Annotated in this window: 5 protein-coding genes; 1 reads left to right on the forward strand and 4 read right to left on the reverse strand. The window is 43.9% G+C overall.

Going from position 1 to position 6686, the window contains the following annotated elements; all coding sequences use genetic code 11:
- Window positions 1–265: 265 nt before the first annotated feature.
- The gene (locus tag DEH07_07915; protein HBY04444.1) at window positions 266–2395 is read right to left on the reverse strand and encodes a glutamine synthetase type III; all 2130 of its coding nucleotides are present in this window, start codon (window positions 2393–2395) and stop codon (window positions 266–268) included.
- A gap of 116 nt (window positions 2396–2511) precedes the next feature.
- Entirely contained in the window at window positions 2512–2715 is a 204-nt protein-coding gene (locus DEH07_07920; protein ID HBY04445.1) for a hypothetical protein, read from the reverse strand.
- 873 nt (window positions 2716–3588) lie between these two features.
- On the opposite strand from DEH07_07920, the gene DEH07_07925 reads away from it, so the two are divergent.
- A complete protein-coding gene (locus DEH07_07925; GenBank protein ID HBY04446.1) occupies window positions 3589–5490 on the forward strand; it encodes an amino acid permease in 1902 nt (633 codons plus the stop codon).
- A 421-nt stretch (window positions 5491–5911) separates the two neighbouring features.
- On the opposite strand, the gene DEH07_07930 is transcribed toward DEH07_07925, so the two are convergent.
- Window positions 5912–6394: a hypothetical protein gene (locus DEH07_07930; protein HBY04447.1), complete on the reverse strand. Its 483-nt coding sequence runs from the start codon at window positions 6392–6394 to the stop codon at window positions 5912–5914.
- Window positions 6387–6686, reverse strand: a 300-nt coding sequence (locus tag DEH07_07935) for a hypothetical protein (GenBank protein ID HBY04448.1), incomplete at its 5' end; no start/stop codon positions are given. The genes DEH07_07935 and DEH07_07930, both read right to left, overlap by 8 nt.

A 6686-nucleotide genomic window follows, 5' to 3' on the forward strand; every position in this document is an offset into this window, starting at 1 on the left:
TAGGGTACTACATTGGTGATTTTGATGTTTTTGGACTGTTTATGAATACATGAATGCAGTAATGGTGCGGCTTACATCCAACCCATATTTATCCAGAGGGGTGTTTTGGGCTAATTATGATCTTGGGGAGGGGAAAGTTGGGTTAAGTTGATGACAAGAATGTGCAAAGATCTGAAAAAAGTAAGCCTCCTACTTTCTCAGCAGGAGGCTCATATTATTCGTGGCCGGCTCTCCGGCCAGTTTTGTAAAGTTATCAGCTCAAAGGTTACAGGTTAAACAACAAATCTGCATATGTGGGGAAAGGCCAGAGGTTTTTGTCAACCATAGTTTCAAGTTTGTCGGCGTCAATCCGTAGGGTACTGACTGCTGTAAATACGGAATCCCTGTAAAATTGAGCCTGTTTGTATACGTCGCCATGCATTTTTTCGGCTTCAGCTTGGGCCTTCTCAAGGGCGTTAATACTCTTCTTCAATGACGCCAGAGTAACGGATACTTCCTGGAGCAGTTCTCCCTGGGCGCTGGTAAGGGCCTCTACACCGGTTGCTTTCACGGAGTTAATAGAATCGGCCAAACTGGTGGCGAATGTAATACCGGCGGGCAGAATCTGCCTCTTGGCCATTTCCAGGGCAGTCAGAGCTTCGATATTAATAGTTTTGATATAATTTTCCAGTACTATATCCCTGCGGGCTTCCAGTTCTGTCTTGTTTAAAACTCCGTGCTTTTCAAATAACATGACGTTTCGATCATTTGTCAGTGCTGGAAGAGCCTCTACTGTGGAAGAGATATTGGGGAGACCGCGCTCTGCAGCAATCTTAACCCACTCATCGGTGTAATTATTGCCGTTAAAGATAATCCGGCCGTGATCCTTAAAAATTTGCTGCACAATTTTTTGAGCTTCGGCATTGACATCGCTCTTACCTTCAAGCTTATCGGCAATTTCACACAAGGTCTCCGCAACAACGGTATTAAGTACAAAGTTGGGCCCGGAGATGGATTGTGACGAACCAACCATACGAAATTCAAATTTGTTGCCGGTAAAAGCAAAAGGTGATGTCCTGTTCCTGTCGGTATTGTCTTTTGGCAAAACGGGAAGTGAGGAGACTCCGAGCGTGAGCTGGTATCCCTTTTTACTGCTGACCTCACCGCCTTGAGCTATCTTTTCTATAATTTCAGTTAGCTGATCGCCGAGGAAAACAGAGACAATAGCCGGAGGAGCCTCATTGGCGCCCAACCTGTGGTCATTGCCGGGGCAGGAAGCGGTAACCCGCAGCAGGTCCGCGTAGATATCTACAGCCCTGAGTACAGCGGCCAGAAATACTAGAAACTGGGCGTTATCGTGGGGAGTTTCCCCGGGTTCGAAAAGGTTTTCACCGTCATCCGTACTCATCGACCAGTTATTATGTTTTCCGGAACCGTTAATCCCGGCATACGGCTTTTCGTGAAGCAAGCCGACCAGGCCATGGTGAAGCGCTACTTTCTTGATTGTCTCCATCACCAGATGGTTGTGATCGGCGCCGATATTTACATCGTTGAAAACGGGGGCGAGTTCGTACTGGGCGGGAGCAACTTCGTTATGCTTGGTCTTTGCGGATACGCCCAACTTCCAAAGTTCAACGTCCAATTCATGCATAAAGGCGCCAACACGTTCTTTAATTACTCCGAAGTACTGGTCTTCTAATTCCTGGCCCTTGGGAGAGGCGGCGCCGAAAAGAGTCCGGCCGGTTAAAATCAGGTCCCGGCGCTGCTCGTAAAGTTCTTTGTCAACAAGGAAATATTCCTGTTCGGGACCTACTGTGGCAATAACCTTTTTGGCTGTGATGTTGCCAAAGGCCCGCAGCACCCGCAAGGCTTGTTTTGATACAGCTTCCATAGAACGCAAAAGGGGAGTTTTCTTGTCCAGGACCTCCCCGGTATAAGATACAAAAACAGTAGGGATGTAAAGGGTTTTATCCTTAAAAAAGGCGGGAGAAGTAGTATCCCAGGCAGTATAACCCCTGGCCTCAAAGGTAGCGCGTAGACCGCCGGACGGGAAAGAGGAAGCGTCAGGTTCCCCCTTAATCAGTTCTTTGCCTGAAAATCCAAGGATTACACGACCGTCGGGCATGGGAGTAATAAACGCATCATGTTTTTCGGCAGTGAGCGCAGTCATTGGCTGAAACCAGTGAGTGTAATGGGTTGCGCCTTTTTTGATAGCCCAGTCCTTCATAGCGTTAGCCATAACTTCGGCCACGTTAGGATCCAGCGGCATACCCTCGTCAGTAGTTTTCTTTAGAGCCTTGTAAATTTGCTTGGGCAGGAGTTCCCTCATAACCGCTTCACTGAAAACGTTGGAGCCAAACAGTTCGTTTACGTTTTCGGAAACTGTGAAGGTTTCTTTTTTTACTTCGTCAATCATATCTTATCCCCCTTCTTTTTAAGAAAAAATAAAAAGGCGCATCCAAAATACACTTGGAACGCCTTTGTCCAACCATACTAAACCCCGTTGTTATAAATATATTTATTGTAACCAACCTAATTATATATTTTTTCTACAAAAAAAAAAAGACTCCTTTTTTTATAAAGATATATTTTCAATAATTCATAATTCATAATTGGCAGATACTTTTTTATTGCCGTCTGTGCTGCGGCATTTAATATTAAACAATGAGAAAGGGCAGGTTTAGATTCCTTACGGATTCTGCCTACCCTTCTCAGGAGCGTAGTGCAATTCAGCACGTCCTCCTTTTTAGTTTGCCCAGTCCAATCCTTCCGGTACTTCTACCGTTGTTTCGGACTACCGGTTACTTCCTGTAGTTGTCGGAAATAACCTTTCAATGACTTCCTCCTCCTACAAGAATTCGCTTCGGCTTTTAACCCCTGCTTATATAAACTTCTACTATTTGAGCTGGTATTCCTTACTCTTTGGTTGATTTTGGTCTCCCAATTCACTTCCGAATTTCAGTTTACCGGTAGAATCCTATTAACCTTACGGCTTTTTGGATACCTACTCAATCACCGCACCTAGTATTGGCTTTTTTCAGCAGGTTGTTATCAGCCTCCACTTCCGGTTTTTCAGGGCTGCCCTCTTACTAAGGGTGAATCCTTTTCTTAGGGCTCTTTTAGAATACTATATTATTATTTTATTGTCAATAGATAATTTATATAATTTTATAATGTTATAATATTCTGTCTAATATATACTTGCAAAGACATTCAGATTAATTGAGCAGCCTGACAGATGACGCCTGCAAGCCGCCCTTATAGTTTTAAGCTTGTAATGAAATAGGGGCGCTTAAAGCGCCCCTCGTCCCTGTTCCGGAAAAATATCTATTTGTTCTTGTTAACGTAAATGATTGTTGCTGCGTACCCTGTTGATTAGTCTGGTAATTCGCTGTCTGCTGCAAAGTTATGTGGTTCAAAACACTTGGCTGTCTCTCTGTCTGTTTTTCGGTTGGTTCAGATTTATTGGTCTTGCATCGTATAAAAAAATCAAAAGATGTTATTGCCTTTTTTGAAGACTTAATTTAATTTTAGATAGGAATATTATTTCATGCTTCTTGGGAGAAGAATAAAAAGCGGCCAGGCATTATATCCAGGGGGATAGTTAATTTGTACAGTCAAATCTTACGCCTGATATTAGGAGAAAAACTGCCTAATACACATATTACCAGGGAAAGATTTAACGTATTTTGGGGAATGCCTATCTTATCAAGTGATGCAGTTTCCTCAGTGGCATACGCTGTTGAGGAAATGCTCAGGGTACTTGTCCCGGTGCTTGGTTTAGCAGCATATATATGGAGTCCTAAGTTAGCCGGAATAATAATAATTTTGCTAATCATTTTATCTTTTTCATACCGGCAGATCGTAGACGCCTATCCACAGGGCGGCGGCGCGTACACAGTAGCCAAGGAGAACCTTAGCCCGGTTTACGGCCTTGTCGTGGGAGCTTCACTTACCGTTGATTATATACTTACTGTAGCAGTAAGTATAAGCGCAGGAACCGCAGCCATTACATCAGCCATTCCCGCGCTTTTCGAGCACAAAGTAGCTATTGCCATATTTATAATTGTAGTAATGATAGTAGGAAACTTACGAGGTACAAGAGAATCTTCCAGGCTTTTCAGCCTCCCCACCTATTTTTTTATAATCTCTATAATAAGCTTGATTATTACCGGGATTATTAAGAATCCTGACCATGATATCTCGGAAGTTATGTATATCCCCAGTGTCGACATTCCCTCATGGACCAGTCTACTGTTTGTTTTTCTCCTTATGCGCGCTTTTTCTTCAGGTTGCGCTGCCGTTACCGGTGTTGAAGCTATCGCTGATTCTGTTCCCAATTTCAAAAATCCGGCAAAAGAGAACGCTAAGCTTGCTTATATTTTATTGACAGTTGTAATCATAGTCTGTTTCGGAGGCATTTCTTACCTGGCGGCTATTTATCACCCCCCGCTTTCTAACAGCCAGACGCTGCTTTCCAGTATAGCGGCTATAGTTTTCGGCAAAAGTCTCGCCTATTACTTAATTCAGGCCGGTACAACTGTTATTTTAGCAATGGCGGCTAACACTGCCTTCGTTGGTTTCCCCACACTTCTTTCGATTATCGCCCGGGATGGTTTTGCGCCCCGTCAGCTTTCAGTTAGAGGTCACAGGCTTAATTATTCAAACGGTATTATAATGCTGGCTGTCGCAGCAATTGTACTGATTATAATATTCCAGGGAGAAACCCACCTGCTCATTCCTCTTTATGCCGTGGGAGTTTTTACTTCTTTTACATTGGCGCAGGTCGGTGTTCTTATGCGCTGGTTAAAAGAAAAGCGCAAGGGATGGCTGTACAAGACGTTTATTAATGGAACCGGCGCTCTAATGACATTCGTGGTATTAATTATTATAGGTGTTACAAAATTTACCGCGGGAGCCTGGATAGTCTGTTTAGTTATACCCTTGTTAGTATGGGTGATGCTTAGAATAAAAAATCATTATACCTCGGTTGCTCTTGAACTGGACATTCCTAATGACAGCCTTGATAAGATAGACTTTAACTCGTATTATAATCACTTTGTTATAGTTCCCATAGACAGTATAAATACAATGGTAATCAAAGCATTACGTTATGCCAGAAGTCTTACGCCTTATGTTGAGGCGTTCCACATCGAGACTTATGACGGAGAGTCAGACAAATTGAGAAAAAAGTGGCAGAAACTTAATACGGATATACCCCTGGTAATAAGAAAATCCCCTTACCGGGAAATAGTAAATCCGCTTATCGAGTACATTAATTCTGAAGAACACGCCTCCAGCCCGAATGACATGATAACCGTTCTGCTGCCTCAGTTTTTTGTCGCCAAGAGGTGGGAGATGTTGTTGCATAACAACACCAGCATATTTGTCGCTAATGTACTATTGCAAAAGAATAATGTAATAACTTCATTCCTGCCTTTTCATATTAAAGATATTGACATATACAAAAAACATAATGTACAGCATGAGCATGAAGATACTGTACGGTGATGTTTCAAGTTTTGCCATGTTAGTGTAATACTTTTACAAAAAGGACTGTGGATTCTCTGCAGTCCTTTTTTGTAAAATGCTGCCCTGTAACGAGTCTTTATCTCCTGAGAGAACAAAGAATTTTCATATGGGAATAATGGTAGTAAAATTATATTGGAAAGAAATGTGCCGGATCAAACAGATATTGATATAATTACTGAAGGGTCTCGGAAACCAAAAATAACCAGCAGCATCTAGCAGGAAACAAATAACATTAAAACCACAAACATACACAAAAAAGCTGAAAAACACGTTCCTTGATAACTTCATAGCGTTGGTTTATGGGTGGCCGGCAGGTCTAACCGGAAAAAGGCAATAATCAGCCAGCCCGGCAAAAACCAAACTTTTTTGCCGGGAAAGAATCTAGGCATAGGAGCTTTAACTACGCAGCCTGTTCGATTCCGATAATCTCGGCCAGCGTTACCCGGGACTGGTTAACCCAGACATCCAGGTGCTGGTTAATCGCCCCCAGGGTGAGCCGCCAAAAGATCCTTCTTTTACTGCGGGCCCTGGTCCTTTCCAACCGGTAGTCAATCTTCTGGCGCTTGTTCGTCCGTTCCGAGGCGCTACGCCGGGCGTACACCTTTTTCCAGGCCTTAGAATTCCGGGGTGTTTTGGAAAAAAGCCTTAAATCCCACTCCGGCTTGGTATAGACAACTCTTCCGTACTTGGAAGGAGAGCATTTATTCAGGCATTCCGGCACTTTGCCGCAGGCCGAAGGGCAGCGCCATTTAATCCGCCGGCGGCCTTCGCAGTAGCCTAAAGAATACCATGGGAAAGCCACCTGCGCAGACTGGGGCACCATCTTTACCAACGGTAAATCCGGGAAGGGAAAGCTTGCCCTGCCTTCTGGTGTTTTAATCAATAAACGCCTCGATTTCCCAGGTGTGCAAGAGTTCGTACCAGGGGTAAGCGTCATGAGCCGAATCGCCAATGAACTTTTGAAAGACAAAAGGGTAAAGATCTCTTAGCTCACACAAGGCCCTTAGACCCAGCACACTATTCACTCCGGGAAGCCTGGCCCATCCCAATATAAATCGGGAGATCGTGAAAGCTATCCGCCGCTGTGATTTCGTAGGCGGTATACCCGAAAACCCATCTCTCCCGGTAGCTGTCTTAAGCCCCAATTGGCTTTTAGGATCGGAAAAACGGCGCTG

It is taken from the genome of Desulfotomaculum sp., assembly GCA_003513005.1.
Lineage (GTDB): Bacteria > Bacillota > Desulfotomaculia > Desulfotomaculales > Nap2-2B > 46-80.